A 24,813-nucleotide genomic window follows, 5' to 3' on the forward strand; every position below is an offset into this window, starting at 1 on the left:
ACGAGCGCCAGCGCGCCTTCCGAGGCGTTCCGCGCGAGGACATGCCCGCGGGCTGGCCCGACTGGTACCGCCACGCGCTGGCGAAGGTGGGCGGCGACGAGGGCCGGCTGATCGCGGCCTGCCGCGGCTATTTGCAGTCCGACTGGGGCCGCACCCGGCAGCCGGTGGGGACGGCCGTGGCCTTCTGCTCGCCGAAGGTGTGGGTGCGCTACGTGCCGCACGAGTCGTCAGACGCCGTGGCTGCGGTTCCCGAGGCGTCCGTGCCCGCCGCCGTGTCCGTGGACGCGTCCACCCCGGCCGGCCGCACCTGGCAGCGCTGCCTCATGCGGCTGAATGATCAGGGCAAGCGCTACGCCCTGCTCTGGCTCCAGAAGGCCCGTCCGGTGGACGTGCAGGACGGGCGGCTGATCCTGGGCGTGCCCGACGTCTACTTCCGCCAGTGGGTGGAGGAGAACTACGGGCCCATGGTGGATCTGCTGGTGCGCGAGTGCGGCCTGCAGGGCGTGGACTGGCGCGTGGGGGCGAATGAGGGGGCCCCCCCAGAGATCGCGGCGAGCCTGACGCGGTAGATCCTGGATCAGCCAGCCCGGCGCTCCCGCGCCATGCAGCGAGCCGGTGTCGTCCCGGTGAGGCGCTTGAACATGGCGATGAACGCGCTCACGTTCTCGTAGCCGAGCGAGAAGGCCACGTCCGCGACGGATTGTCCCTCGGACAGCAGCTCCAGGGCGCGCGCCAGCTTCGCCTGCTGACGCCAGTGCGCGAACGTCATGCCTGTCTCCTGGTGGAAGTGCCGGGTCAGGGTCCGTTCGCTGATCCCCGCCCAGGCGGCCAGCGCGCCCAGGCTCCTTCCATCCTCGGGGTTCGCGATCAGCGCCCGCGCGATGGCGGCCAGCCGCCGCTCGCGGGGCATGGGCAGGCGCAGCGTCCGCTCCTCGTCCGCGTTCCGCAGCTCGTCCAGCGCCACCGCCGCCAGCCGGGCCCGGGTGGCGTCCAGCGGCTCGCCGGGCTCCCACCCGGTGGCGCGCTCGATGATGGCCTCCAGCACCCGCGAGACGCGCAGCACCCGCGCCTCCCTCGGGAGCTGATCGCAGGCCTCCGCCGCGACATACACACTCCAGCCGCTCGTGGGCCCATGCCAGCGCGCGGAGTGCCAGATCCCCGGCGGAATCCAGCCCGCCCGCCCTGGTGGCATGACCCAGTTCCCCTGTGGCGTGTGCACCACCAGCAGCCCCTGATCCACGCAGAACAGCTGCCCCCGCGCGTGGCGGTGCCGGGCCGTCTCCGGTTCCTTCCGGGCGTCGACGCGGAGGGGAATGGCGATGAGCTCCGGTGGGTCCGGGCGCTCGATGATGGCGATGGTGCGCGCACTCGGCATTTCTGGCGGCGTCTCCGTATTTTCTGGCGGGATGTCGATACCCGGCCAGACATGCACGCCTTTATACCCAGACACCCTGAGCCATCAACGCCATGGAGTGTCTTTCATGAAGGATGTCATCGAAGTGGAGGTCGCCGTCGTCGGAGGAGGGCCGACCGGCTTGATGCTGGCCTGTGAGCTGGCGCTGGCCGGCATCCGTGTCACCGTGTTCGAGCGTCGCGCGGAGCCGGTGCGCCAATCGCGTGCATTGACGCTCCACCCGCGCTCGCTCGAAGTGCTCGCGCTGCGCGGCCTCGCGCCGCGCTTCCTGGAGCGGGGCCGGCCCATTCCCACCGGCCACTTCGCGATGCTCGACACGCGGCTCGACTTCTCGGTGCTCGACACGTCCTTCCCCTTCACCCTGTACCTTCCCCAGCTCGACACCGAGCAGTTGCTGGAAGCACGGGCCCGCGAGCTGGGCGTGGACGTGCGGCGCGGCCACGAGGTGGAGGCACTGCGGCAGGACAGCGAGGGCGTGTCCCTGGAGGGCACCGCCGCGGGCGCCGCCTTCCGCTGCGAGGCGCGCTACGTCGTCGGCGCGGACGGAGCGCGCAGCCGCGTCCGTCAGCTCGCCGGCATCCGGTTCGTGGGGACGGACACCACGCTGACGGCCATGCTCGGCGACGTGGTCCTCGGCGAGCCTCCAGCGACGCCGGCCCACTCCGTCAACAACGCGCGCGGCGGCGTCATGCTCGTTCCGCTCGGGCCGAGCCTCCACCGCGTCGTCATCTTCGACCCCGCGCGGGCCCGGGTGCCGCTCCAGGAAGCCGTCACCCTGGAAGAACTGAAGCAGAGCTCGGTGAACATCGCCGGCACCGACTTCGGGATGCGCGAGCCCCGGTGGCTGTCCCGCTTCGGCAACGAGACACGGCTCGCCGAGCGCTACCGCGTGGAGCGCGTCCTGCTCGCGGGCGATGCCGCTCACATCCATTTTCCCGCGGGAGGGCAGGGCCTCAACGTGGGCCTCCAGGACGCCATGAACCTGGGCTGGAAGCTCGCCGGCGTGCTGCGAGGCCATGCGCCGGCCACGCTGCTCGACAGCTACCACCAGGAGCGCGCTCCGGTGGGCGAGGCGCTCCTGCGCAACACCGAGGCGCAGACCGCGCTCATGCCGCACGACGCCTCCGTGATGGCCCTGCGCGACCTGCTTTCGGACCTCCTGAAGAGCCCGGCCCTGAACCGCCCCCTGGCCGACCGCCTCGCCGGCTTCGACGGGGCCTACCCCGCGCTGGACCTCCCCGCGCCTCCCCACGAGGGCGAGCCCCTGAAGGCGCTGACGGGCAGGCGGCTTCCCGACCTCGCGCTGACGCTGCGCGACGGCTCCGTGAGGCGGCTCTACTCGCTCCTGCACGACGGGAAGTGGTTGTGGCTGCGGCTGCGCGAGGGTGGCCGCACACCCGAGTGGGGCCGCTGGACGCACGTCGTCGAGGCCCGCCGGCTGGAGGAACGCGAGGAGCTCGTTCCCGTCGGCGACATGCTCATCCGCCCGGATGGACACGTGGGGTGGGCCTGGGCACCGCCCTCCCGGGCGCGCGCGGGAATGGCCTGAGGCGCACGGCCGGAGGCCCTCCTCCGGGCGAGGGAGCCGTGCCTGTTCTCTCGATGGGTCAGCCCCCGGGCGGAGAGCCATGCCCGGGGTTAGACTCCGCCAATGAACTCCAGCCCATTCAGCCGTTCATCCGTCGTCGTGGCGGAGCTGGGGCCCACCAACACTGGAAAGACCCACCGCGCCATCGAGCGCATGCTCGAGCACGACACGGGCATGATGGGGTTGCCGCTGCGCCTGCTCGCTCGGGAGGTCTACGACCGGGTGACCGCCCGGGTGGGCGAGGGGCGGGTCGCGCTGATGACGGGCGAGGAGAAGCGCCTGCCGCCGCGCCCCGACTATTGGATTTGCACGGTCGAGGCGATGCCGACCGATCGACCGGTCGACTTCCTCGCCATCGATGAAATCCAGCTCGCCGCTCACCGAGAGCGCGGGCACGTCTTCACCGATCGTCTGCTCCACGCGCGCGGGCGCCGGGAGACCTGGTTCCTCGGCGCGGACACGATGCGGCCCATGGTCCAGGCGCTCATCCCCCACGCCTCCATGAAGCGCGCCACCCGCCTGTCCCAGCTGCGCTACTCCGGGCGCCGCTCGCTGAAGAGCCTGCCGCCGCGCTCGGCCGTGGTCGCCTTCTCCGCGGACCGCGTGTACGAGCTGGCCGAGTCGCTGCGCCGTCTCCGGGGCGGTGTGGCCGTGGTGCTGGGCGCGCTCTCCCCGAGGACGCGCAACGCCCAGGTGGCGATGTATCAGTCCGGCGAGGTGCAGTACCTCGTGGCCACCGATGCCATTGGCATGGGCCTCAACCTCGACCTCAACCACGTGGCCTTCGCGGCGTTCTCCAAGTACGACGGCTCCGAGCAGCGCGACCTCTTCCCGGACGAGATGGCCCAGATTGCCGGACGCGCGGGGCGCCACCTGAACGACGGCAGCTTCGGCACCCTGAACACGCTGCCCGAGCTGTCCCCGCGCGTGGTGTCGTCCATCGAGACCCACCGCTTCCCCGCGGTGCGAAGCCTCATCTGGCGCAACTCCTCGCTCGACTTCTCCAGCCCGGAGGCCCTGCTGGACTCGCTGTCGCGGGCCCCGGGCCACCAGGGCTTCATCCGGGTGGAGCGCGCGGACGACTTCGACGCGCTCAAGGAGCTGTCGCAGGTCCCCGCCATCCGGGACGCCGTCACCGACAAGGCCATGGTCGAGCTGCTGTGGCAGGTCTGCCAGATTCCGGACTTCCGCAAGGGCCTCTTCGGTCAGCACGTCGCGCTCCTGCGCGAGACGTTCCTCCAGCTCTCCGAGGGCGACGGGAAGCTGGAGCAGTCCTGGCTGTCCAAGCAGGTGTCACCGCTCGACGATGTCTCCGGGGACATCCACACGTTGATGGACCGGCTGGCCGCCATCCGAATCTGGACGTACATCAGCCATCGGTCCAGCTGGCTGCACGACGCCGAGCACTGGCAGGAGCGCACCCGCGGCATCGAGGACGCGCTGGGCGATGCCCTGCACGAGCGGCTCGTGGAGCGCTTCGTACAGCGTGCCGCGCGCAGGAGCGCACGCCGCTTCGTCAGGGCCACCACGCCCCAGCCGGTCCGGCCGGACAGCCCCTTCGCCAAGCTGGGGCTGCTGCTGGGCGAGATGCCGGATGCCGACGGCGGCGCGATGACGGAGGAGCAGTTCGTCCAGCAGGTGGTCGACGCCACGCACGAGGCCTTCCAGGTCGATACGTTGGGAAACATCTCCTACGAGGACCAACCCCTGGCCCGGCTGGTCCGCGGGAGGGACCGGCGCTCGCCGCAGCTGGCGCTCGCGGAGCCGGAGGTGTGGACGGCCGGCGCGCGGCAGCGGCTGGAGCGCCGGCTGCTGGCACTGGCGCGGGACCTCGTCACCGAGGCCATGGGCGGCTTTCCCGCCGAGGCCCTCACCGGCGCCGGGCGCTCTCCGGCGATGCGGGGCCTGGCCTACCGTCTCGCCGAAGGGCTGGGGGTCATCACCCAGGGCGAGGCGCGCGAGCAGTGGCGGCTGCTGACGCCGGAGGAGCGGGAGCGCTTGAGGGAGCTGGGCGTCCGCGAGGGCCAGCGCTTCCTGTATGTCGAGGAGGCGCTCGCGCCGCACGCGCTCGAACGGCGCTGCATGCTGATGGCGCTGTTCCAGCAGGGGCGGCCGCCCCCGGGCGCTCCACGAGAGCCCGTGCTCGCCATCGCGGACCTGGGCGCGTGGAACGCGCGGACGCTGGGGTACGAGGTGCTCGGTCCCGTGGCGCTGCGCATCGACATCCTCGAGCGGCTCGGCGAGGCGCTGCGCCACCCTCAGGGGAGCCGGCAGGTGCACGCCCTCATGCAGGAGCTGCGGCTGGAAGGCGGCGTCCGCGCTCGGGTGCTGCGAGAGCTTGGAGGCCCGTCCGGGGGCGCTCCGGCGAAGCGGCGGCGGCGACGGCGCCGGGGGAAGCCGCCAGCGACGGCGCCCGACAAGAGCGGAACCAAGGGACCGCCGGTCCACGCAAGAGGGCCAGCGGTGGTGCGAAATCCGGAAGGTCCCTAGCTTCGTATTCTACGGGGGTCCGATGCGGCGCGTTCCGCCCGCATGCGGGGAGCACACCATGTCCGGAGAGCGCACCCAGAGCAGCGGGCAGCCAGAGCCGTCCTTGAACGACGGCGCGAGCTCCGAGGTGTCGAGCTTCGAGGAGTACCTGCTCGAGGCGCTGGTGCAGGACGAGCCGTCGCCGCGCCTGCCGGGCCTCGGGCAATGGCTCGGTGGAAGGGACGGCCGGCGCTTCGAGGTGCTGGAGGAGCTGGGGCACGGCGCCATGGGCTGGGTCTTCCGCGCTCGGGACAGCGAGCTGCAACGGAAGGTGGCGCTCAAGTTCCTGCTGCCTCGCAAGGGCCTCACCGACGTCGCGCTGAGGGAGGCGAGGGCGATTGCCCGGCTGTCCCATGAGCACATCATCCGCATCTTCGACGTGGGCGAGTGGAGCAACACGGCCGGAGGGGTCCGGCTGCCCTTCCTGGTGATGGAGTGCCTGGAGGGAGAGTCGCTGACGGCGCTGCTGAGGCGGGTCCATCACCTGGAGCCGAAGCCCGCGCTGGAGATGCTGGACGGCATCGTCGCGGGACTGACGCACGCGCACGAGCATCACGTCATCCACCGGGACCTCAAGCCCAGCAATGTCTTCATCACCCGCGGTGGCACGGTGAAGCTGCTGGACTTCGGGCTGGCATGGCTCACCCTTCCCACGTCCACGCGGACGCCCTTCCTGCCCACGGCCGGGACGCCAGCCTACATGGCGCCGGAGCAGTGGCTGGGGGCGCCCCAGGACGAGCGTACCGACATCTGGGCCTCGGGCGTGATTCTCTTCCAGCTGCTCACCGGCACGCTGCCCACTCCGCGCGCCGCCTCCGCGACGGTGAAGGCGTGGGTGACCTCCGCCGAGCCCATGCCCTCGGTGCGGGCCGTGCGCCCCGAGCTGCCGCAGGAGCTGGATGCCTTCCTGACGACGGCCCTCGCCAAGGAGCCCTCGCGGCGCTTTCCCACGGCGCGCGAGATGCTCGAGGAGCTGCGCGAGGTGGCCTCGCGGCTCGGCTTCGCGCGGGAGGCGTCGCACGCCATGGCTCCCCAGCGCCGGCAGGTCGCGATGGTGTCATGTCAGCTCACGGGACTGACGGAGCCCCTCGACCCCGAGGAGCTCGGCGAGCTGGACGCCGCCTTCCATCAGGCCTGCGGGGACGTCATCACCCACCATGGCGGCTCCATCGTCATGAGCATGGGCGGTGAAGTCCTGGCGTGCTTCGGCTACCTCCGGGGGCGCGAGGACGACTCGGAGCGCGCGGTGCGCGCGGCGCTGCACCTGGCCCGCCACCTGCCGGAGGTGCTTCGCCGGCAGCTGCCGCACCTGCCCGCGGGCATGCCCGCCGTCAGGCTCGGCGTCTGCACGGACCGCGTGGTGCTGGAGGAGCGCGCCATCCAGGGCGAGGCGCCGCGATTCGCGGTGTGGCTGGCCCGGCAGGTGGGCCCCGGGGAGGTGGCGCTCGGCAACACGACGTGGCGGCTGGTGCGCAGGCTCTTCGAGTCCGAGCTGCTGGAGCCCCGTGCGTTCGAGAGCCTGTCGGGGCCCATGCGCCCCCAGGTCTACCGGGTGGTGGGGGAGCGGGAGGCGTACTCCCGGTTCGACCGGGCGCTGGCCGACGGGGGCCTCATGCCGCTGGTGGGGCGCGAGCGCGAGCTGCGGCGGCTGCTGGAGCTGTGGGAGCGGGCCCGGAGCGGGCAGGGGGCCTGCGTGCTCGTCAGCGGCGAGGCGGGCATCGGCAAGTCCCGGCTCCTGCAGGAGCTGCGCGAGCAGGTGGCGTCCTCGGGGGCGGTCGTCCTGATGCCGGTCCAGTGCTGGCCCCGCTTCAGCGCCGGCCCGCTGCAGGCGCCCATCGCCGTCCTGCAGCACCTGCTCCGCTTCTCTCCGGATGCCACTCCGGCGCAAATCCTCCGGGAGCTGACGGAGCGCATGGACGCGCTCGGGATGTCCGCCGAGCAGGCGCAGCTCATCGGCCTGTTCTTCGCACTGCCCGTCGCCGAGGACGCGCCCCTGCGCCAGCTCGCACCCGACTGGCGCAAGCAGCGCGCCTTCGAGGCGCTGGTGGAGCTGCTGCGGCGCGCGGCACGGGAGCGCCCGCTGCTCATCACCGTGGAGGACCTGCAATGGGCCGACTCGGTCCGGCTGGAGCTGCTGGGCGCCCTCGTCGAGCACCTCGGGGACGCGAACATCCTCGTCGCGCTCAGCGCGCGCCCGGAGTTCCACTTCCCCTGGCCGCGAATCCCCTGGTTCCACCAGCTCGGGGTGGAGCGGCTGTCGGCGGGACTGTCGGCCCACCTGTCCAGGGAGGTGGCCCGCGGCAGGGAGCTGCCCGCGGAGCTGCTCCAGGCGCTGGTGCGGAAGACGGATGGCGTTCCGCTCTTCATCGAGGAGATGACGCGCATGGTGCTGGAGCAGCAGGGCCCGGACGCCGCTGCTCCCGGAGGGCTGCCGCAATCCATCCCCGTCACCCTCCGCGAGCTGCTCCTGGCGCGGTTGGACCTGCTGCCCTCGCGCCAGAAGGCCCTGGTCCAGCTCTGCGCGGTGGTGGGGCGTGACCTCTCGCTGGCGCTGCTCGTGAAGCTCACCGGGCGTGGCGAGGCGGAGCTGCGCTGGGCGCTCGCGGGGCTGGAGGAGGCGGGGCTGCTGCAGGAGCAGCAGGACGCGAGCGGGCCCATCTTCCAGTTCCGGCACGTGCTCATCCAGGAGACGGCCTGGCTGTCCCTCTCGCGGCGCGAGCGGCAGCGGTACCATCAGAACATCGCCCGGGTCCTGGAGGCGCACTTCCCCCAGGTGGGGGAGACGCGGCCCGAGGTGCTCGCGCACCACTACACGGAGGCCGGCGAGCCCGAGAAGGCCTTCCCCTACTGGGAGCGGGCCGGACGCCAGGCGTGTCTGAAGGCGGCCCACCCCGAGGCGGTGCGCTACCTCTCCCAGGCGCTGGCGCTGCTGCGCGGACGGCCCGAGTCCCCGGAGCGAAACCAGCAGGAGCTGGGGCTGCTGATGGCGCTCGGGGGACCGCTCATGCAGACGCGGGGCTTCCGCGCGCCCGAGGTGAAGCAGGCCTACGCGCGCGTGCGCGAGCTCATCCAGATACAGGTCGAGTCGCTTCCCGCCGACGACCTGGCCTCCTGGGACCCCTACATCAGCTACGCGCAGGCGGACTTCCAGCTCCGGCACTGGATGGCCGGGCACATCGTGGCCCAGGGCGAGCAGCGAGAGCATCGCCCGCGGTTGCTGGCGCTGGGCCACCGGATGCTGGCCGTGGACCACCTCATGTGGGGGCAGATGCGGCTGGCCCGGGAGCACATCGAGCGCTCCATGGCCTTCGAGGAGGAGGTCGAGCGGGAGGGGGCGCTCGACGCGCGCCACGGGCTCAGCAAGGTGTCCGCGCTGAGCGTCGCGTCCCTGCTCTTCTCGGCGCTCGGAGAGCCGGAGGCGGCGCGGCGCTACAGCCAGGATGCGCTGGCGCTGGCGGAGCGCGTCGGCCACCCGCACATCCTCGGCTATGCGTTGACGTACGCGGCCGTGTCCTGCCAGCTCCGCCGGGAGACGCGGGAGGCGCTCGACCTGGCCGTCAAGGCCGACGCGCTCGCGAGCGCGCATGACTTCGGGGTGTGGCTCGCCATGGCGGAGCTCATCCGTGGCTGGACCTCGTGCATGCTGGGCCAGGAGGAGGCGGGGCTCTCCCTCCTGAAGCAGGGCATCGAGCGCTGGCGCATGCTGGGGCTTCGCGCCGGCGTGCCCTACAACTTCATCCTCCTCGCGGAGGTGGAGCTCCGGCGGGGGTGGATGCCCAAGGCCGTGGCCTCCATGCTGGAGGCGCAGGCGTGGCAGCAGACGACGGGAGAGCACTCCTACGCGGCCGAGCTGCACCGCATCCAGGGCGAGCTGCTGCGAGCCCGGCGCCAGGAGGGCTCGGCGAAGTACTGCTTCTTCCGCGCCATCGCGCTGGCGCGCCAGCAGGGGGCGGGGCTCTTCGAGCTGCGCGCGACGGTGGGCCTGGGGCAGCTGCTGCGCGACCAGGGCCGGTGGCATGCGGCCCGGCGGCTCCTGGCGAGGACATGCGCGCGGCTCGGCGCGGAGCAGCACGACTCGCCCGACTTCCGGGCGGCGAGGACGCTGCTGGCGCAGCTCGCGGAGGCCTAGCTCGCGAGGGGCAGGGAGAAGTGGAAGGTGGAGCCGTGCTCCAGCCGGCTCTCCACCCAGATGCGGCCGCCGTGCCGCTCGATGATGTCGTGGCAGATGTAGAGCCCCAGGCCCAGCCCTCCGAAGCCGGAGATGGGCGCGTTCCTCGCGCGGAAGAAGCGCTCGAAGAGGTGCGCCTGCTGGTCCTCCGGGATGCCAATGCCCTCGTCCCTCACGGAGACGCGCGCCTCGCCGCCCACGCGCTCCGCCCGGAGGTGGACCGTTCCGCCGGTGGGGCTGTACTTGAAGGCGTTCTCCAGCAGGTTCGTCAGCACCTGCGCGAGCCGGCCGCGGTCGGCCATGACGACGAGGGGCTCGCCGGGCTCCTCGAACTCGAGTGAGTGCAGGGGGCTGGTGGAGCGGAAGTCGGAGAGGACCTCGCGGACGAACTCCCGCAGCGAGAGGGGCTCCCGGCAGAGCTCCAGCCGTCCGGCCTGGATGCGCGAGGCGTCCAGCAGGTCGTTGACCAGCACCGCCAGCCGGGAGACCTGGGTGAGCGCCTTGTCCACGTGGTGCTGGGCCACGAGCCGGCCGGCGCCCACCTGGGCCTTCATCATCTGCAGGTGGAGCTTGAGCGGGGTCAGCGGCGTCTTGAGCTCGTGGGCGGCGATGGACAGGAAGTCATCCCGGATGCGGACGGCCTCCCGGGCCTCGCGCAGCAGGCGCTCGCGCTCGGCCTGGGCGTGACGCTCCGCCGTCACCTCGACGACCACCGCGCCCACGCCCAGGATGCCTCCGCCCGCCGTGCGCACGGGGTAGTAGCTGACGTGCCAGTGCCGCTGCTGGCCCGGCGTGGCCGGCACCTCGCCCGTCATGTCGAGCCCGATGATGGGGCGGCCCGTCTCCATCACCTGGCGCATGAGGGGTTCGACGGTGGAGGCCACGTGGGGCGTCATCTCACGCACCAGCCTCCCGATTTCCTCCTCCCGCCGCCGGCCATGGAGCGCGGCCAGCGCGTCGTTGAGGCGGAGGAAGCGCAGGTCCTTCCCGATGAAGCCCAGGCCGATGGGCGCGTGGTTGAGGAAGGTGTCGAGCACGGCGAAGGACTCCTCCAGGCGCTCGCGCGCGCTCTGCTCGGCGGCGAGCAGCCGTGCCTGCTCCGCCTGCGCGTGACGTTCGACGGTCACGTCCCGGTAGCTCCAGACGCGGCCGATGATGGTGTCTCCCAGCCGCTGGGGGAGCGACTTGCGCTCGAAGACCCGGCCATCCCGCAGCTCGACGATGTCGGAGTTCTCCGCCTCGGAGGAGGGGAGCATCCTCCGCAGGATGCCGGCGACGAACCGCTCGGGGTCCTTGACGAGCGGGGCCGCGCTCGCGAGCGCCTTCTCGGCGTCCCGCTCCTCCAGCATCTCGTCCGTGAGCCCCCACATCTCCTGGAAGCGCTTGTTGAAGGCGGTGATTCTCCGGGACAGGTCCACCACGATGACGCCGTCGGCGATGGAGTCGAACGTGGCGCGCAGCACCGAGGTCTGGTGTTCGAGGTGCTCCCTCGCCTGGCGCTCCCCGGCGGGCGGTTGCTTCGGGGTGTCGAGCGTCCGGAGGCGCGCGCAGACACCCAGCTGCGTCCCGTCCTCCCCGAAGACGGGCACCACCACGGCGCTCAGCCGCTGCCCGTGCTCATGGCCCTCGCACAGGCCCTCCGTGCCCTCGAGGGCCGTGTCGAGCGCGTGCTTGAGCCAGGGGAGGCCGCCGAGCACCTCCTCCATGGGGTGACCGGCGGGCGCCCCATCCCTCCACCCCGCGGCCCCGGCCAGCACCGGGTCCATCCAGACAATCCGCCCACGGCTGTCCACGACCAGCGTGGCGCGGAGACCCGCTGCCACCTGGAGCAGCAACTCGGGCGGGGAGTGGGTCGCACGCGAGCGGGCGAGGACCTCCCAGCCCGGTGGCACCGTGCTCATGTCTCCCTTCATCACGGCCACCTCCCCCAGCACCGGGACGGCCTTCTCGATGAAACATGCGGAGTGGCAGAGCGGCGCGAAAGGGTCGGCCCGGGTGGAGGAAGACGGCCTCGGAGGCTGGACCGGGTGGCCGGCCGGGAGCATTCCCGCCCGCTTCTCAGCGCAGGAGCGAGCTGACGCCACCGTCCACAATCATCGAGTGACCGGTGACGAAGGAGGCCGCGTCCGAGCAGAGCCACAGCGCCGCGGCGGCGGCCTCGGAGGCCTGGCCGATGCGCCCCAGCGGGATGAACCGCCGGACCTGCTCCCGCAGCGCCTGCGCATCGCCGCCCGACAACGCGTGCAGGGCTCCCTCGAACATGGGCGTCTCGAACGAGCCCGCCACCAGCGTGTTCACCCGGATGCCCAGCCGTGCGTACTCCTGCGCGGCCGTCTTGGTCAGCGCGATGACGCCGGCCTTGGCCGCCGGGTAGAAGCCCTGTCCACCCACGCCTCCGAGCCCCGCCACGGAGGACGTGTTGACGATGACGCCGCCCCCGGGAGACGAGGCCAGCATGGCCCGCACCTCGTGCTTCATGCACAGCCAGACGCCGCGCATGTGGACGTTCACCGTCTCCTCGAAGTCGGAGAGCCCCTGCTCGTGGAGCGGCCCCTTGTTGCTTCCGAGGCTGCCCGCGTTGTTGAACGCGCAGTCGAGCCGGCCGTACGTCTCCACGGTCCGCCGGACGAGCGCCTCCACCTGGGCCTCGTCCGAGATATCGCAGCGGATGAAGCACGCCTCCCCGCCGCTGGCGCGGATTTCGCTCACGACCTCCTCGCCCGGCTCCACGCGCCGCGCCGAGACGACGACGCGGGCGCCTTCCCGCGCGAAGGCCAGCGCCGCCGCGCGCCCGATTCCCGAGTTGCCCCCCGTCACCAGCACGCTCTTGTTCTCGAACGTCCTCATGGTGCCTCCTTCTTCTGGAATCCGAACCGCCGCAGCAGGCGCTGCTTGATGGCGTCGGTGGGAAACTCCCCGGGCCGGGCCTTCGTGAGCAGCCCCAGGGCCAGGCCGTTGAGCGCCGACTGGAAGACCACCGCGTCCGTCTCGGGGGCATCGCTGCCGGACTCGGTGAACAGCGCGATGAGCTGGCCGAAGATGCGCGAGAACTCGGGCGCCAGCGTCTCCTCCGCGCGCTGAAGGGCCGGGGTGGCGCCGGGCTGCAGCAGCAGCGCGAAGTACAGGCGGTACAGCTCGTGGTTGCGGACGATCTGCTCCACCGAGCTGTCCACGATGTAGCGCAGCTTCTCCGCGGCGCCGCCGCCCGCTGGCACGCTCGCGTACGTCGCGGCGGCCTCGCGCAGCCGGTCCTCCATCAGCGCCTGGAGCAGCTCATCCTTGCTCCGGTAGTAGTTGTAGATGAGCCCCTTGGACACGCCCGCCCGCTTCGCGATTTCCGCGATGGAGGCCGCGTGGAAGCCCTTCTCGATGAACAGCTCGAGCGCCGCGCGCCGGATGGCCTCGCTGGAGCGCTCGCGCATCTGCCGGTTCTGGTCCTCCGCTCTCGGTGCCATGCGCCCCCCATTCCTCTCGGAAGGATGGCCTCTCCATATCATTGACTGACCGGTTGGTCAATGAATGGCCGGAGCCGCGCCCGATGGGACGGGGCGGGTGTCCTGTTCAGTAGAGCAGTCCGTCCTGGGGCTGCACGGGAGGCGGAAGCTCCGTCTCGCCGAGCATCTGCCGCAGGTTGATTTCGATGGTGCGGCACAGCGCCGTCATCGGCGTGTCGCTGACGTCGTCCTCGAACGGGCCTTCGATGTCGCGGCCCACGGCGTCCAGGCCGATGAACAGGAAGGCGATGACGGCGGTGACGACCGGCGTGAGCCAGCCCAGGTCCGCCACCACGCCGAGCGGCAGCATCGCCAGATAGGCGCGCGTCATCGCCAGCAGCAGGATGTCGTACTGGCGGGGGATGGAGGTGTTCTTGATGCGCTCGCACGCGCCCAGCAGGTTGGTCAGCTCGGACAGCGTTCCGTCCATGGTCACCTGGAGGAACACGACCTTCTGCGCGTCCGACACCTGCCCGTAGATGTGGCGCAGGCGGGTGGCCATCCACAACAGCAGCGCGGAGGGGATGTTCTGCTCGGTGCGCAGGGCCTCCAGCACCTGGGGCCGGAAGAAGGGGACCAGTTGCGGCAGCGGGTCCTGACGCCGCAGGTGGCAGCGCAGCGCGTTCACGAAGCCCATCTGCGCGTACACCAGCTCGCGCGCGTCCTCGTTGATGCCCTCGGACATCCCGGTGATGACGCCCTGGGGCGGTCCCAGGGCCTCGTCGGTGAGGGCCGCGCCGGGCTGCGAAGCGGACCGGGCCTCGCGAGCCTCGCGGGCCGCGCGGGCCGCGCGGGCCTCGCCGAACTGGTTGCGCACCGCGCCGTCACTCCCCCGGGTTCCCGCCGCCGTCAGCAGCGTCCCCGGGGCCTCCGGCGCGGTCGCCGTGCGCAACAGGCGCGAGGTGAGCGCGGGCCCCTCCATCAAGGGCGTGCTCCCCCGGTCCCCCGGAGGCGGCAGCAGCGTCAGCACCTGGCGGGCGAACGTGCGAGACCAGTTCACCACGCCGCCCCAGATGGTGCGGGCCTCCCACCACCGGTCGTACGCGGAGCCATTGCGGAAGGCGAGCAGCACGCCCAGCGCCGCGGCGAGCACGGAGACTGGCAGGGACGGCACCGCCATCCACGCGAGCTCCAGGTGGCGGTAGCTCAGGGCGATGAGCAGCGCGAAGAGGACGTGAATCGCGACGGGCCGGCCCGTGTAGCGGAGGATGATGCGCCAGGACAGCCTGCGACCAACAATCATTGAGGACGCTCCAGGGAGACGAGGCCAGATTGCGCACTGCGTCTATTCACGGCGCGAAGGGCTGACAACGCGGAGTGCGGAGCCGTGCCGTGAAGGTGGAGTTCTGCCCCCCGACTGTGTCCTGGAGCGAGCAGACGCGCGGGCCGCGCCACGGGAGCGGCCCGCGCGTCATGGGGGCGGAAGCGACTCATTGTCGACAATGAAACATGTTTGTCACCATGGCTCAGCCATCGATGTCGCGCGCAACGCGCGAGGAGGGGAGCTCATGGCGGGGCAGATACTCGGCATTCATTTCAAGGCCACCATCGGGTCCATGCTGGGAACGACGACGACGTTGCTCTTTCCCCAGCACCGCAAGCGCATCGACGAGATGCGGGATGACGTCTGGTACGAGTGGGACGAGTACGTGCGGATGGCGGGCGACTTCCACGCGAAGCTGGGCGATGGGACGATTTCCGCCATCGGCCAGTCGCTGGGACTCAATACGGTGTCGCTCCTCACGTCGGCGGGCTTCGAGACGCTGGAGAAGCTCTTCGGCGACTGCAACGCCATGTCCCGGCACACCGTGCGGGGCCTGCCGGACGCGGAGTCCATCCGCACCGTCCGGCTGAGCCGGGACTCCGTGGTGCTGGAGAGCGACACGCGCCTGCCGCCCCCGCTGCTGGCGGGGCTGTTCCGCGGCTTCCTGCTCAGCTTCGGCAAGGTCGTCACCAGCGAGAAGGTGGAGCGCAAGGGCAACACCGTGCGCTTCTCGCTGGACTTCGTCTGAGGGAATCACGCGTCATGCAACGGCATGGCGTCAACCTGGCGAGACATGTCTCGATGTATCCGGCTTGCCCTCGACGCTCCAGGTCAGTCCATGGGGCTTCATGCCCGACGCGCCTGGCCCCACCTCGGAGGCCGCGCTGCTCCGGCTCGCGCGGTCCACGGCGCCGGTTTCACCGCCAGCGTGGGGAGATGCTCCCGAGCACTGATACGGTGAGTATTTGTGACATTGACTGTCTGGAATGTCGAGAAGTCGGGAACGAGCGCTTTCCGGGCTGAAGGCCCGCGGGTCTATGATTGCGGCCGACCATGCGCCTCCGAGTCCTCGTTGCCGACGACCAGGATACCCTTCGCGGTGCCATCATCGGCCTGCTGTCCTCCGAGCCGGACATCGTGGTGGTGGGTGAGGCCGCCTCTGGCGAGGAGGCCCTCGCCATGGTTCGCGAGCAGGGCGTGGACGTGGTGGTGATGGACCTGCGCATGCCGGACATGGACGGCATCGAGGCCACGCGCCGGCTCACCGAGTCGGGCAGCCGTGCGCGCGTGGTGGGCATGTCCGCCGAGGTGTACCCGAGCGTGCATGAGCGGTTCGTCGCCGCGGGCGGCACCGCCCTGTTGTCCAAGTCGATGCTCTTCGAGGAGCTGCTGCCTGCCATCCGCGGGGCCCACCTGGGCGCGGGCGGCGCGGATGACGAGGGAATTGCCAGGATGTCGTGACGCCTTCGTATGGAAATCATGAATGCTTCGATGCTCGTCGGACTCCTGTCGCTCTCCTTGGGCCAGAGCCATGCTCTGCCCTCCACCGTGAAGGAGGAACCTGCCAGGGTGTCCCGTCAGGATGCCCGGGCGCTGGTGAATGCCTATGCCGCGGCGCTGCTCGCGCGGGACGTGCTGACGGTGGAGGCCATCCTCTCCAAGGACAGCCTGGAGCGCATCCAGGAGGCCGGGAAGCAGCGCGGCATCGCGGAGCCGCTGGCCTTCTTCATCGAGCGTGAGCGGCGCAACCTGGTGGAGGCGCTGGGCGGCGCCGAGCGCCTCCACACCGGCTTCGACGTTGGCACCGTCGAGCAGCGCGAGGGCACGCCGGTGACGGCGGCGGCCCTCCACCTCAACGGCAAGGCGCTGGAGAAGTCGCTGCGCATGACGCAGGAGGCGGGGGCGCTGAAGGTCGTCGTCGGCCGTGACGAGGAGGGGACGGCGCAGCTGGCCGCCAGCAGCAGCGACTACCGCGTCGTCAACTACGTCTTCGCGGAGATGCATTTCGAGTGCGCGGAGGGGCGCCAGTACAGCGTTCCCGCGTACGGCCTGAAGCCGCCGGAGTGCCGCCCGGACATCGGGTGCATCCCCGGGGGAATGGGGCCGGGCACCAAGATGGCGAGCTGCGTCGACTACGGCTGCGGCTTCCTGAACAGCGGCAGCTACTTCACCTACGCGGGCCAGTCCTACTTCTGCGACTACAACACCTGGGGCGAGGACTTCATCATCCTGTCCCAGGAACACGCCCAGTGCCACGACGAGTGCTAGACGCACCGCGCGTCAAGCCGACATAGCCAGCGGCTCCGCGATTCAGCATGCTCCGGAGCCGCCATGTCCATTCCATCCCCCCATGCGGCGCGGTCGGAGTCCGGCCGGCACTCGCTGACCCGGCAGGACGTGAGGACGCTCGCGCTCGCGGCGCTGGGCGGTGCGCTGGAGTTCTACGACTTCATCATCTTCGTGTTCTTCACCACCGTCATCGGCCAGCTGTTCTTCCCGGCCGACACGCCGGACTGGCTGAGGCAGCTGCAGGCCTTCGGCCTGTTCGCGGCGGGCTACCTCGCGCGGCCGCTGGGCGGCATCATCATGGCGCACTTCGGCGACCGCTCCGGCCGCAAGCGCATGTTCACGCTCAGCGTGTTCATGATGTCGCTGCCCACGCTGGTGATGGGCCTGCTGCCCACCTACGCCACGGCGGGCTACGCGGCGCCGCTGGCGCTGCTCGCGCTGCGTGTCATGCAGGGCGCGGCCGTGGGCGGAGAGGTGCCGGGCGCGTGGGTCTTCGTCTCCGAGCACGTGCCGGAGCGCCGCGTGGGCCTGGCGTGCGGCACCCTCACCGCGGGCCTCACCTTCGGCATCCTGCTGGGCTCGCTGATGGCCACGGCCGTCAACAAGGGGCTCGCCCCGGCGGACGTGCTGGCCTACGGCTGGCGCCTGCCCTTCCTCGTCGGCGGCGTGTTCGGCTTCTTCGCCGTGTTCCTCCGCCGCTGGCTCGCGGAGACGCCCGTGTTCGAGGAGATGCGCCAGCGCCGCGCGCTCGTGCAGGAGCTGCCGCTCAAGGCCGCCCTGCGGGGCCACGGCGGCGCGGTGGTGGTGTCCATGCTGCTCACGTGGCTGCTCACCGCCGGCATCGTCGTGGTCATCCTGATGACGCCCACGCTGATGCAGAACCTCTTCAAGATTGCTCCCACCCGCACGCTGGAGGCCAGCAGCCTGGCCACGCTGAGCCTCACGTTCGGGTGTGTCGCCTTCGGGCTGCTCGCGGACCGCTTCGGGCCCGGCCGGGCGCTCGTGGTGGGGTGCGTGGCGCTCCTGGCGGCGACGTATGCGCTGTACCGGGGCGTGGCGGCGGCGCCCGAGCACCTGCTGGGGCTGTCCGCGCTGGCGGGCTTCTGCGTGGGCGTGGTCGGCGTGGTGCCCACGGTGATGGTGCGGGCCTTCCCCGCGGCCGTGCGCTTCTCCGGGCTGTCGTTCTCGTACAACGTGGCCTACGCGATTTTCGGCGGCCTGACGCCGCTGGTCGTCACCCTGTTGATGAAGGACCACCCGCTGGCGCCCGCGCACTACGTGGCGGCGCTGTGCTGCATGGGGCTGGTGGTGGCGGCGTACCTGCTGACCGCGGGCCGGACGCGGTTCGCCGCCATGGACCCGGGCGTGGAGGCCCAACGCCCCGGCTGACGGCGGCGCCCCGGGAGGTGGGATGTTTCAGCCTCCACTCGCCGGGCAGCCCACCCTCTGGAAGAAACCGTGGCCGGTTTTTCGAGGGGGCGGCGTCATGCCGGAAAGGCGTGGGAGGGCAGCGTTGACCGTCGAGGAGGCATACCAGGCGTATTTCCCCCGCATCCGGGAGAAGTGCCGCCGGATGATGCAGAACACGGGGGACGCGGAGGACGTGGCCCAGGAGACCTTCGTCCGTCTCTGGCAGGCCGGGCTGCAGGACGCGCCCCCGCGGCGGGTGGTGGGGTGGGTGTACCGCACGAGCACGCGCCTGGCCATCGACCGGATGCGCCGCCGCCGCGCGGCCGCGGAGTTCTCCTGCGAGGAGACCCTGCTGCGGCTGGCGACGGCCGTTCCCCTGGAGCGCGAGGTCGCGCAGCGCGAAGCGCTGGCGCGGCTGGTGGGGCAGTTGCCCGCGGATGAGCTGGAGGCGGTCTTCCTGCACCGGCTGGACCGGCTCACGCAGCCCGAACTGGCCGAGGTGCTGCAGATATCGGAACGCACGGTGCGCCGGCTGCTGAGCCGGTTCGAGGAGCGGCTGGAGAAGCTGCGAGAAGGAGTGGCGTGATGAGTCCCCATGGCGAGCATCCCTCGTTCCTGGCGCTGGACAGCCTGAAGTGGGGACGTGGCACCGACGAGGTCCGCACCCACGTGGCGGGCTGTGCCGCGTGCGCCGCGCACCTCCAGACGGTGGAGCGGCCCGTCGAGGTGCCCGCCTGGGCGCGCGGGCTGAAGCAGGAGCGGCCCTGGGGCTGGCTCTTCGGGGGGGGCCGCCTGGCCTGGGGAGGCGGGCTGGCCGCCGCCATGGCGGTGCTCCTGGTGGTGGTGCTCGCGCCGCGCCCGCCCGCGCCGCTCCCCTCCGAAGACGTGCCGAAGCCCTACGTGGGCCCCAAGGGTGAGCCCGTGGTGGTGGTGCATGTGCGCCACGGTGAGCACGTCAGCCGCTGGGATGGCACCCAGCCGCTGCTGCCCGGGGACCGCGTGCGGTTGGAGGTGGCGGCGTCCGGGTACTCGCGGGTGCTGGTCGGCTCGCCCACCCCCGACGGTGGCTTCGTGACGCTGTACACGGGGGCGCTGCCGGAGGGTGGAGCCCTGCTGCCCGCCAGCTGGCAGGTGGACGCGGAGGGCTCGGGCGAGCACCTCGTCGTCGTGCTGAGCCGCGCGGCGCTGGCGCCCGAGGTGCTGCGGCGCGTGCTGGCCGAGCGCGGCGGGCCGGACGTGTGGGTGACGGACCTGCGTCTGCCCAAGCAGACCGCGCCCTGAGTCGCGCGAGTGAGGCCCACGGCATGGAGGCGGACATGACGGTTCAGCGGACTCCGGTGCGTGCCCTGGCTCGCGCGAGACGGTATGGCGCGCAGAAGCGCGGGCAAGCCCTCCGCGCGGAGGCGGACGCGATGGTGACACGGACGGCGTCCCGCGCGGCCCCGCTGGCGCTGGGCTTGCTCACGGTGCTGCTGGGTGCGTCGGCGCTCGGGGCTCCGGCGCGCAGGGCGGTGGTGGTGGGGAGCAACGGCGCGGCCCCGGGCCAGCCCTCGCTGCGCTATGCCCACGAGGACGCGCGCCGCATGGCCGAGGTGCTCGTCCAGGTGGGGGAGTTCCGTCCGGAGCACGTGCAGGTGCTGACGGACCCCACGCCCGAGGTGTTGCTCAAGGCCATGGACCAGCAGCTTGCCGCGCTCCGGAACGAGCCGGGGGACACGCTGCTGCTCTTCTACTACTCGGGCCATGCCGACCAGCGCTTCCTGTACCCCGGCGGAAGGCGGCTGGAGCTGGAGGCGGTGCGCCAGCGGGTGGACACCCCGGTGGCCACGGTGCGGCTGGGCATCATCGATGCCTGCCGGGGCGGCGGCTGGACGCAGGCCAAGGGGCTGCGTCCGGACCCCGAGCCCTTCGAGGTGCAGGTCCCCATGGTGCTGCGCAGCGAGGGCAGCGTGCTGATTGCCTCCTCCTCGGGACTGGAGAACGCGCACGAGGCGGAGACCCTGCGCGGCTCGTTCTTCACGCACCACCTGGTGGCCGCCCTGCGGGGCGCCGCGGACCAGTCGGGCGACGGAGAGGTGTCGGTGGTGGAGGCCTTCAACTACGCGCGGGAGCACACCGTGCGCGACACCGTGCTCCTCGGCATCGCCCCGCAGCATCCGAGCTTCGACCTCAAGCTGCGAGGCCGCGCGGACCTGCCGCTGACGCACGTGGCGTCGGCGGGCAGCCTCCTGAAGCTGAAGCAGGTCCGCGGGCCGCTCCGGGTGATGCAGTCCAGCAGCGGCGGGCAGGTGCTGGAGCTGGAGCAGGGCGAGCGCCAGGCCGTGCTGGCCCTGCCGCCGGGGCGCTACCTCGTGGTGCGCAAGAGCGAGGACGCGTCGCTGCACGCGCGCGAGGTCACCCTGCGCGAGGGCGAGACGGTGACGCTGGAGGAGGCCAGCCTGGAGCCCGTGGACTCCAGCATCCTGGCGCGCAAGGGCAGCGCCCCGCCCCGGCGCACTCTCTCGCTGTCCCTCTTCCCGAGCGGCGAGTTCATGGGCGAGGCGTTCGGAGTGGAGTTCGAGCACGCCCTGGGGAAGCGCTTCTCCGTGGCGGTGGCGCCATACCTCGACAACGCCGGCACCTTCGGGGGAATGCTGTCGGGCCGCCTGTTCGCGGTGGGGCACGCCCCCTCCGGCTTCTGGCTGGGCGCGACGGGCTTCGCCGAGTACGGCGCCTCGACCTGGAGGGGCACGGCGAGCTCCTACGCCCTGGGAGTGGGGCCCACGGCGGGCTTCACCTTCGTGTACGGACCCTGGATGGCGTCCATTGGTGCCACGCCCTTCTTCCAGTGGATGCACGTGCCGAAGGAGGTCTTGGAGCTGTCCAGCCATTCCACGCTGTCTCCCGGCTGGAACTATGACCGCATCAACACGAAGGTCCGGGCCAACATCGGCGTGGCCTTCTGAGCGCGGTACCGCCGCGCCGCCCGGGCTCCAGCGTGTGAGCCCGGGCGGCACGGGCATCAATCGCCGATCACCAGCTCGATGCACTCCTCGGTCGCGCTGCTGTTCTGGAAGCGGTCGAGGCAGGCGTCGATGGACTCGTCGAAGAGGTCCTGCCGCGCGGGGTCGCACGCCTCCACTGCCTGGAGGCAGTCCACGTATCGCCGGGCGTCCTCCAGGCCGGCCGCGTCGCACGACGTGGCCAGCCCGGCGTCACACGCGGCGTGGCTGAAGGCCAGCGGCTCCTGGTTCTCGAAGCTGGGCCTGCAGTCGCCCAGCCCTTCCCGCACGTGGTCGACCACCTGCTGGATGTCCTCGCACGTCACGCTGTCCGTCAGGAGGCTCGACTCCGCCCGTGACGTCTCCTCCGCGGTGGGGGACTCCGCTCCGCCGCAGCCCACCAGGAAGATTGCGGCCACAGCGCCCATCAGACTCGTCTTCGTCATGTGAAGGTCTCCTGCCGCATTGCATTGGCGGCAAGGGAAAGACGCAGCCTCGCGAGGAAAGCGGCCACGCAAAAAAGGCGCGTGTGACAGGAGAGGCCACACGCGTCATGGGGCTGTGACGGCGCGCGCTACAGGGCCCGGGTGTCTATCTTGTCCACTCCCTCTGGCACGACGCGTGGCGTGGTGCGTGCAGTGTGGCGGACGCGTTGCACTCCCCACACCTAGAGGTGAATGGCATGAATTGGAAGATGACGGGTCGTCTGCTGGCGGCCGGACTCCTGAGCATGGCGGCCGGTTGCCAGGGTGAAGAAGGGCAGTCGGAGACCGTGGAGGCCCAGGAGGCGGCCGTCGCGCAGTGTGTGCAGCGCTTCGACGGCATCACGAGCTGTGCGACGGGCGCGGCGCGGCTGACTCCGACCGACAGCGGCCTCAAGGTCGACGGCCTCATCAGCTCCCGGACGGACGGTGTCGCCAGCACGTTCTCGCGGGCCACCTCGTGGTCCCAGGACACGCAGGTGCTGTTCGGCGCCAGCGGCAGCCTGGCGCTGGCCGCGCGGTCCGGGAGTCAGGTGGTCAGCACGCTGAGCGTCACGCCGGGCGCCGCCGCGGGCTCGGTGCAGGTGCAGCCCTCCTTCACCGGCGCGCCGGGTGGCTCCGCGTACCGGATGAACGTGTACAACGACGGCGTCCTCCAGGGCGGCAGCACGAATCCCGCCGCGCGCATGATCATCTTCAGGGACTGGTACGACCTGCTCCGTTGGGTGGCGATGCACGCGGACTTCTTCGAGATCGACATCTGGTACCGCAAGCAGGACGTCGCGGTTCCGATGGCCCCGAACAACGTGGGGGCCTGCGGGTGGCGCCTGAGCACGGAAGGCGAGACGTTCACCGTGCAGCTCGATGACGGCCGCGTCCTCACCGGTGACAAGGTGGAGTTCATCGAGGAGATCGAGGACGGCCACTACCCGTACAACGGCTTCACGGGCATCGACGTGAAGGCCGCCGCCCAGGGCTTCAACATCACCGGCGAGTCGGTGGTCGCCGCGCAGAAGTAACCGCTTCTCACGGCACGGCGCCGGGCGGGCAGGGAGCCTGCCCGGCGTACATTCATCAAAATCCGACAGGCCGGACAGATTGGATTTACCGGTTCGGGCATGGGACGCTCACGGCCCCCTCTCGGAGAGGAAGGCACCCGTGAGCATCTCCCATTGGAATCCCCGCCGTTTCCCGGCGCGCTGGCGTGGCGCGGGACTGTAATGGGATTACGAGCGTCAGCTGGACACGCGCTGGAGAGTGGCTCGACTACAGCATCGAGGTGCCCGAGCTGGCGACCTACACGCACCGCTTCACCGCGCGGGTGGCGTCCCTGGGCGTTGGCGGCACCTTTCACCTGGAGCTGGACGGAGTCACCATCGCCAGCGGGCTCCAGATTCCGGACACCGGCGGCTGGCAGAACTGGACCACGCTGACCACGAGCGTGTCCCTGCCGCCGGGGGAGCACGAGCTGCGCCTGCACTTCGACACGGTGGGAAGCAGGGGCTTCGTCGGCAACATCGACTCCATTCAGCTCGTCCGGGACGACAGCGCCATCCAGTTCCCATACCCGCTGGCCAACCAGCCGCCGGTGCTGCCCTACAACTCCATTCCCGCGGTCCGGTTCGACACGGGCGGGGAGGACGTGGCCTACCACGACACGGACGCCGTCAACGAGAGCGGTCTCTACCGCGCGGAAGGCGTGGACATCATCTCCACCACGGACATCAGCACGGGCTACGCCGTCGGCAACATCCGCGGCGGCGAGTGGCTGGAGTACACCGTCTACGCCTCCCAGACGCGCTCCTATGTGCTCGCCCTCCGGCTGGCGGCGACCAGCGGGGGCCGGGTGCAGGTGGACGTGGATGGGATGATGCAGGGCTTTGGCTGGGTGGCGCCCACGGGCGGGCCGCAGAGCTTCGTGAACTTCTTCTTCAACTCCATCCCGTTGACGCAGGGCACGCACGTGATTCGCGTCTCCTTCGGCGCGGACGGAGACACCTTCGGCAGCTTCAGCTCCCTGCGCTTCCAGTAGGGCCTCACGCGGCGCGGGCCCGCGACGATGCGGCGCCCGCGCTGAGAGCCCCCGGCATGACGGCACGGCAGTGAAAGCGCGTACGACCGCGCGAGCAGGGGCCTCCCGCCCCGAGCCGCAGCCGTGCGAGATTGCGGGCCATGCAATCCCATACGGCCAATCTCGGTGGACCGGTCCATTACGTGGACCATGGTGGAGAGGGGACGCCCCTCGTGCTGGTGCACGGGCTGGGCGGCAGCCTCCTCAACTGGGCGGCGGTGGGCCGGCGCCTCACCGCCCATGGACGCGTGCTGGCCCTGGACCTGGCGGGCTTCGGGCGCACGCCGCTCGCGGGGCGCAGCGCGAGCGTGGATGCCAACGGCCGGCTCCTGGAGCGCTTCTTGCGCGAGGTGGTCGGCGCGCCCGCGGTCCTCATGGGCAACTCGATGGGAGGCTTCCTGTCTCTGCGCGTGGCGGCGCGGGCTCCCGAGCTGGCGCGGGCGCTCGTGCTCGTCAACCCCGCGCAGCCGCACGTGAAGGGCGTGCCCCTGGACCCGGAGGTGGCCCGGCGCTTCGCCATTGCCGCGGTGCCCGGGCTGGGAGAGCTGATGGCGGCCTTCAATGCCCGGCGGCTGGGCGCGCGGCGGCTGACGCAGGACATGCTCGAGCTGTGCTGCAAGGACACCGGCACCGTTCCGTTGGAGGTGGTGGAGGCCCACGTGGCGCTCACCACCGAGCGCCTGGCCACGATGCCCTGGGGCTCCGCGGCCTACCTGGAGGCGGCGCGCTCCCTGCTGCGCACCCTGCGCCGCGCCGACGGGTACCACCGGGACGTGAAGGCGGTGCGCTGCCCGACCATGCTCGTGCACGGGGTGCATGACCGGCTGGTGCGCTTCGCCTGCTCGGAGGCGCTCGCCCGGCTGCGGCCGGACTGGCGCTTCGAGGTGTTCCCCGACGCCGGCCACGTGCCCCAATTGGAGGACCCCGACGGGTTCTGCTCGCGGGTGGGCACCTGGCTCGACGGACTCGGGCAGGAACAGCGCTCGGTGGGCTGAAACACTGTCACCGCATGGGTGAGGCCAGACATACCCACCCATGGGTGCAAGGAGATGAGGTGACAGGACTTGCCGGGATTGTCCTATCGTGGCGCCGGCTGTCTCCCTTTCCTGGAGCCATCATTCCC

The 24,813-nt window shown here is 71.2% G+C and carries 20 protein-coding genes; 14 read left to right on the forward strand and 6 right to left on the reverse strand.

The window, feature by feature from the left end:
• On the forward strand, positions 1–569 hold a 569-nt coding region (locus HG543_RS18875), incomplete at its 5' end, for a DnaA N-terminal domain-containing protein (RefSeq protein WP_281404427.1).
• Positions 570–577: 8 nt separating this feature from the next.
• Here the strand turns inward: HG543_RS18875 and HG543_RS18880 are convergent.
• A complete protein-coding gene (locus tag HG543_RS18880) occupies positions 578–1,375 on the reverse strand; it encodes an AraC family transcriptional regulator (protein WP_169346193.1) in 798 nt (265 codons plus the stop codon).
• Positions 1,376–1,481: 106 nt separating this feature from the next.
• Here HG543_RS18880 and HG543_RS18885 point away from each other — a divergent pair, with 106 nt between their 5' ends.
• The 3 genes from HG543_RS18885 to HG543_RS18895 all read left to right on the forward strand — a co-directional run bounded on the left by HG543_RS18885 (position 1,482) and on the right by HG543_RS18895 (position 9,660).
• The gene (locus tag HG543_RS18885) at positions 1,482–2,963 is read left to right on the forward strand and encodes an FAD-dependent oxidoreductase (protein ID WP_169346194.1); all 1,482 of its coding nucleotides are present in this window, start codon (positions 1,482–1,484) and stop codon (positions 2,961–2,963) included.
• Positions 2,964–3,065: 102 nt separating this feature from the next.
• The gene (locus HG543_RS18890; RefSeq protein WP_169346195.1) at positions 3,066–5,492 is read left to right on the forward strand and encodes a helicase-related protein; all 2,427 of its coding nucleotides are present in this window, start codon (positions 3,066–3,068) and stop codon (positions 5,490–5,492) included.
• 58 nt (positions 5,493–5,550) lie between these two features.
• Positions 5,551–9,660, forward strand: coding sequence for a protein kinase domain-containing protein (locus HG543_RS18895; RefSeq protein WP_169346196.1), 4,110 nt, complete (start codon positions 5,551–5,553; stop codon positions 9,658–9,660).
• On the opposite strand, the gene HG543_RS18900 is transcribed toward HG543_RS18895, so the two are convergent.
• From HG543_RS18900 to HG543_RS18915, 4 genes are all read right to left on the reverse strand, one after another.
• The gene (locus HG543_RS18900) at positions 9,657–11,612 is read right to left on the reverse strand and encodes a sensor histidine kinase (RefSeq protein ID WP_211194025.1); all 1,956 of its coding nucleotides are present in this window, start codon (positions 11,610–11,612) and stop codon (positions 9,657–9,659) included. The genes HG543_RS18895 and HG543_RS18900 overlap by 4 nt on opposite strands.
• Before the next feature lie 145 nt (positions 11,613–11,757).
• Complete coding sequence (locus tag HG543_RS18905) at positions 11,758–12,546, reverse strand: glucose 1-dehydrogenase (protein ID WP_169346197.1); 789 nt, start codon at positions 12,544–12,546, stop codon at positions 11,758–11,760.
• Positions 12,543–13,154 (reverse strand): TetR/AcrR family transcriptional regulator, encoded by a 612-nt coding sequence (locus tag HG543_RS18910; RefSeq protein WP_169346198.1) that lies wholly within the window; start codon positions 13,152–13,154, stop codon positions 12,543–12,545. The genes HG543_RS18905 and HG543_RS18910 overlap by 4 nt, the downstream gene beginning before the upstream one ends.
• 106 nt (positions 13,155–13,260) lie before the next feature.
• Complete coding sequence (locus HG543_RS18915) at positions 13,261–14,436, reverse strand: bestrophin family protein (protein WP_169346199.1); 1,176 nt, start codon at positions 14,434–14,436, stop codon at positions 13,261–13,263.
• Between the two features lie 265 nt (positions 14,437–14,701).
• Here HG543_RS18915 and HG543_RS18920 point away from each other — a divergent pair, with 265 nt between their 5' ends.
• The 7 genes from HG543_RS18920 (at position 14,702) to HG543_RS18950 (ending at position 21,101) form a co-directional block, all read left to right on the forward strand.
• Positions 14,702–15,205 carry a hypothetical protein gene (locus HG543_RS18920; RefSeq protein ID WP_169346200.1) on the forward strand — a complete coding sequence of 168 codons (504 nt, stop codon included), beginning with the start codon at positions 14,702–14,704 and terminating at the stop codon, positions 15,203–15,205.
• Positions 15,206–15,510: 305 nt separating this feature from the next.
• Positions 15,511–15,918 carry a response regulator gene (locus tag HG543_RS18925; protein WP_169346201.1) on the forward strand — a complete coding sequence of 136 codons (408 nt, stop codon included), beginning with the start codon at positions 15,511–15,513 and terminating at the stop codon, positions 15,916–15,918.
• Positions 15,919–16,026: 108 nt separating this feature from the next.
• Complete coding sequence (locus HG543_RS18930) at positions 16,027–16,725, forward strand: hypothetical protein (protein ID WP_169346202.1); 699 nt, start codon at positions 16,027–16,029, stop codon at positions 16,723–16,725.
• 63 nt (positions 16,726–16,788) lie between these two features.
• Entirely contained in the window at positions 16,789–18,135 is a 1,347-nt protein-coding gene (locus HG543_RS18935) for an MFS transporter (RefSeq protein WP_169346203.1), read from the forward strand.
• A 124-nt stretch (positions 18,136–18,259) separates the two neighbouring features.
• Positions 18,260–18,742, forward strand: coding sequence for an RNA polymerase sigma factor (locus HG543_RS18940; protein ID WP_169346204.1), 483 nt, complete (start codon positions 18,260–18,262; stop codon positions 18,740–18,742).
• Positions 18,742–19,437: a hypothetical protein gene (locus HG543_RS18945; RefSeq protein ID WP_169346205.1), complete on the forward strand. Its 696-nt coding sequence runs from the start codon at positions 18,742–18,744 to the stop codon at positions 19,435–19,437. Before HG543_RS18940 ends, HG543_RS18945 begins: the two co-directional genes overlap by 1 nt.
• A 35-nt stretch (positions 19,438–19,472) precedes the next feature.
• Positions 19,473–21,101 (forward strand): caspase family protein, encoded by a 1,629-nt coding sequence (locus HG543_RS18950; protein ID WP_169346206.1) that lies wholly within the window; start codon positions 19,473–19,475, stop codon positions 21,099–21,101.
• 56 nt (positions 21,102–21,157) lie between these two features.
• On the opposite strand, the gene HG543_RS18955 is transcribed toward HG543_RS18950, so the two are convergent.
• Entirely contained in the window at positions 21,158–21,583 is a 426-nt protein-coding gene (locus HG543_RS18955) for a hypothetical protein (protein WP_169346207.1), read from the reverse strand.
• A gap of 236 nt (positions 21,584–21,819) precedes the next feature.
• Between HG543_RS18955 and HG543_RS18960 the strand changes: the two genes are divergently transcribed.
• The 3 genes from HG543_RS18960 to HG543_RS18970 all read left to right on the forward strand — a co-directional run bounded on the left by HG543_RS18960 (position 21,820) and on the right by HG543_RS18970 (position 24,685).
• A complete protein-coding gene (locus HG543_RS18960) occupies positions 21,820–22,638 on the forward strand; it encodes a hypothetical protein (protein WP_169346208.1) in 819 nt (272 codons plus the stop codon).
• Between the two features lie 185 nt (positions 22,639–22,823).
• Entirely contained in the window at positions 22,824–23,651 is an 828-nt protein-coding gene (locus HG543_RS56825; protein ID WP_169346209.1) for a carbohydrate-binding protein, read from the forward strand.
• 140 nt (positions 23,652–23,791) lie between these two features.
• A complete protein-coding gene (locus HG543_RS18970; RefSeq protein WP_169346210.1) occupies positions 23,792–24,685 on the forward strand; it encodes an alpha/beta fold hydrolase in 894 nt (297 codons plus the stop codon).
• Positions 24,686–24,813: the final 128 nt, after the last annotated feature.

The organism is Pyxidicoccus fallax, assembly GCF_012933655.1.
Lineage (GTDB): Bacteria > Myxococcota > Myxococcia > Myxococcales > Myxococcaceae > Myxococcus > Myxococcus fallax.

Coding starts and splice junctions, on each gene's coding strand:
- HG543_RS18880 (WP_169346193.1), bottom strand. CDS start 1,375: ATGCCGAGTGCGCGCACCATCGCCATCATCGAGCGCCCGGACCCACCG.
- HG543_RS18885 (WP_169346194.1), top strand. CDS start 1,482: ATGAAGGATGTCATCGAAGTGGAGGTCGCCGTCGTCGGAGGAGGGCCG.
- HG543_RS18890 (WP_169346195.1), top strand. CDS start 3,066: ATGAACTCCAGCCCATTCAGCCGTTCATCCGTCGTCGTGGCGGAGCTG.
- HG543_RS18895 (WP_169346196.1), top strand. CDS start 5,551: ATGTCCGGAGAGCGCACCCAGAGCAGCGGGCAGCCAGAGCCGTCCTTG.
- HG543_RS18900 (WP_211194025.1), bottom strand. CDS start 11,612: ATGAAGGGAGACATGAGCACGGTGCCACCGGGCTGGGAGGTCCTCGCC.
- HG543_RS18905 (WP_169346197.1), bottom strand. CDS start 12,546: ATGAGGACGTTCGAGAACAAGAGCGTGCTGGTGACGGGGGGCAACTCG.
- HG543_RS18910 (WP_169346198.1), bottom strand. CDS start 13,154: ATGGCACCGAGAGCGGAGGACCAGAACCGGCAGATGCGCGAGCGCTCC.
- HG543_RS18915 (WP_169346199.1), bottom strand. CDS start 14,436: ATGATTGTTGGTCGCAGGCTGTCCTGGCGCATCATCCTCCGCTACACG.
- HG543_RS18920 (WP_169346200.1), top strand. CDS start 14,702: ATGGCGGGGCAGATACTCGGCATTCATTTCAAGGCCACCATCGGGTCC.
- HG543_RS18925 (WP_169346201.1), top strand. CDS start 15,511: ATGCGCCTCCGAGTCCTCGTTGCCGACGACCAGGATACCCTTCGCGGT.
- HG543_RS18935 (WP_169346203.1), top strand. CDS start 16,789: ATGTCCATTCCATCCCCCCATGCGGCGCGGTCGGAGTCCGGCCGGCAC.
- HG543_RS18945 (WP_169346205.1), top strand. CDS start 18,742: ATGAGTCCCCATGGCGAGCATCCCTCGTTCCTGGCGCTGGACAGCCTG.
- HG543_RS18950 (WP_169346206.1), top strand. CDS start 19,473: ATGACGGTTCAGCGGACTCCGGTGCGTGCCCTGGCTCGCGCGAGACGG.
- HG543_RS18955 (WP_169346207.1), bottom strand. CDS start 21,583: ATGACGAAGACGAGTCTGATGGGCGCTGTGGCCGCAATCTTCCTGGTG.
- HG543_RS18960 (WP_169346208.1), top strand. CDS start 21,820: ATGAATTGGAAGATGACGGGTCGTCTGCTGGCGGCCGGACTCCTGAGC.
- HG543_RS18970 (WP_169346210.1), top strand. CDS start 23,792: ATGCAATCCCATACGGCCAATCTCGGTGGACCGGTCCATTACGTGGAC.